The organism is Halobellus sp. Atlit-38R, from assembly GCF_003665925.1.
GTDB lineage: Archaea > Halobacteriota > Halobacteria > Halobacteriales > Haloferacaceae > Haloquadratum > Haloquadratum inordinatus.
On record NZ_QXIJ01000294.1, the window covers coordinates 1 to 472 of the forward strand.

At 69.9% G+C, this 472-nt stretch carries 1 protein-coding gene and 1 pseudogene; one reads left to right on the forward strand and one right to left on the reverse strand.

Features of this window, described 5'->3' with window-relative positions:
• Positions 1-265, forward strand: a 265-nt coding sequence (locus tag D3D02_RS19455; protein ID WP_121571387.1) for a DUF1949 domain-containing protein, incomplete at its 5' end; no start/stop codon positions are given.
• A gap of 39 nt (positions 266-304) precedes the next feature.
• Here D3D02_RS19455 and D3D02_RS19460 read toward each other — a convergent pair.
• Positions 305-472, reverse strand: a pseudogene (locus D3D02_RS19460) (DNA polymerase II small subunit); the annotation flags it as partial.

Below are 472 nucleotides of genomic sequence, written 5' to 3' on the forward strand. Positions count from 1 at the left end.
CGCGCGCGCCTACTCGCGCGCGGTGAAGGACGGTATCGACGCCGCCGGAGTGGTCGAGGAGCGGCCGCACCGCGCCCTCGTCGTCGAGACCGAGTACGACGACTCGGGGACGGTCCGGGGCGTGATCGAGTCGGCGGGCGTCGAGTTCGACGCCGACTACGGCGAGCGCGTCCGGTTCGACCTCCGGGTGCCGGTCGCCGAGGTGGAGGCGCTCCGCGAGCGGCTCAACGACGCGACGAGCGGACGGGTCGAGATCGAACGGTAGCGGTCGCCGGAGACCCGAAACGCGGGCCGGGGGCTCGACCTACGAGAACTTCCGGACCGTCATGTTCAGCGTGTCGAGGTCGACGATGGGCGCGTAGCCGGCGTCGGGGTCGATGTTGACCGATTTCTGGAAGTCGGTCTGGGCCTGCCAGCAGCCGGAGTTGACCGCGAGGACGTTGTGGTACTTGCCCCAACCGAGCTTGTGGAC